The organism is Thalassospira sp. MCCC 1A01428, assembly GCF_002115825.1.
GTDB lineage: Bacteria > Pseudomonadota > Alphaproteobacteria > Rhodospirillales > Thalassospiraceae > Thalassospira.
Genome location: NZ_JFJZ01000119.1, coordinates 1 through 1,863, shown reverse-complemented (window position 1 = coordinate 1,863; position 1,863 = coordinate 1). Strand labels below are relative to the sequence as shown.

Here is a 1,863-nt window from a genome sequence, read left to right as displayed (position 1 = left end):
GCGCCAATCTGCCATTGGCTTGCCTTTCACTTGCCTTAAATGTTCCTGTTTTGTTCTTATCTAAAGCAGGGAGGGAGTGACGTCAACCGGTTTTCAGTTTCGCGGCGATGGCGTCGGCAATGATATCCTGTTCCCTGCGTTGGATTTCGAGCCTGCGGTGCGCATAACGCATGGTGGTGTCGATTTTGGTGTGGCCCAATAGTTTTTGAATATGTTCCATGGGCACATTGTGATCGATCCCCATAGTTGCAAAAGCGTGGCGCAAGTCATTAAGGCGCAGGTCGCTTATACCGGCCATATCCTTGATTTTTTTCCATGCTTTTATCGGGTTATTCATGGGGATGTAGAGCGGGTTCCCGTCCGCGTCGTTGCGGGTGCGTCCGGGAATCAGCCACGGGTTGCTTTTGTGGTCCGGGTGATCGAGTCTGTCTTTGATCACTTGCAAGGCGTAACTGTTGAGTACAATGGTTTTGCTGCGGTTTCGTACTGATCGGCGCGTGGTGGCGGTTTTATGGTCCCCCAGCACCAGCACCTGGCGCTTTGCGTCGATGGCGCTTAACGGCGCGTTCATGATCTCGCCGCGTCTGGCCCCGGTGAAAATGCAAAGTCTTATCAACCAGCATATGGCGACGTTACCGATTTGGTATTTTTCGTATTCGTCCAGCGCCTTGGCCAATGCCGACCATTCATTATCTTGCAAATCACGTTCGCGGCTGTCTTCGCGATCAGCCGACACAAACCGGCACGGGTTGCTGCCGAGCGGGCGCATTTTCCATAGTTCGGCAAGATTAAACATCTTGCTCATGCAGGCGAGGGCGCGATTTCCGTTGACGGTGTATTTATCCTGCATCTTTCGGTGGAGGCGAAAAACGTGGTCGTGTTCAACGTCCTTGACCGGCATTTTACCAATGGCGGGCAGGATGTGTTTTGACAACAGGATGCGGTCATTTTCGCGGGATTGTCCTGCCTTGCGCTTCACATCTACATGGTCGGCAAGGTATCGCTCTGCCAGATCGGCGACGGTGATTTGATCCGTCTTGCGTCGCTGCGCAGTGCGGTCGCTGGCTGGGTCGCCACCCTGATGGACCTGGGCAAGCCAATCCTCGGCCATTGCGCGGGCGGATGGCACCTTAAGCGGGCCAAAGTCCCCCAGCTTGGGGCGTCGTTGCTGGCCCGTGGCGGTGCGATAATACAGGCCAAAGGTCCGGTTGTTGGCCGGGGTTATTTTAAAAAACAGCCCTTTTACCTGTGTATCCCAAATGATCAGATCGCCTGCGGGGTCGGCGTCCAGCGTTTTGCAAAGGGTATTTGACAGGCTTTGTTTGATGGCGGGCACGGCGTTTTTATCCTGATGCAGGTAGCAAATAGGTAGCAACATTTACAAAAAACGGGGTGATGGTCAAAGATAATCACGCAAGACGCCAATAACCAAACGTGCCTGTAAGGCGCAAAGAACAAGGCGTTGCGGTATATTGTCACGCTATGACATAATATGGCAGGATAGGAGAGATTAAAGATTGTGGCTCTGGAGGTCGTGGGTTCGATCCCCATCATTCGCCCCATTGTGAAAAGGTCAGGCTTAACAGCCTGGCCTTTTTCGTTTTCCGGCCTTTTCCATCGCGAAAATACCGGACTGGTAATGTTTGCAATTCCCAAAAAATGGTTGATCTGGTACTCAAGGCCCCTGCACCAATCAGGGCCTGTTGGCCCCATTGCGCACGTGTTTGTATTTTCAGGAGGTCCCACATGTCAGCTAGCCGCGTTACTATCCGTCGTCCTGATGACTGGCACCTGCATTTGCGCGATGGCGATATGTTGCGTGCCGTGCTGCCTGAAACCAGCGCGCATTTTGGTCGTGCCATT

General features: G+C 53.1%; 1 protein-coding gene. It reads right to left on the bottom strand.

From position 1 onward, the window contains the following. Positions 1 to 82 precede the first annotated feature (82 nt). Entirely contained in the window at positions 83 to 1,336 is a 1,254-nt protein-coding gene (locus tag THS27_RS26125) for a site-specific integrase (protein ID WP_168185029.1), read from the bottom strand. Between the last annotated feature and the right edge of the window lie 527 nt (positions 1,337 to 1,863).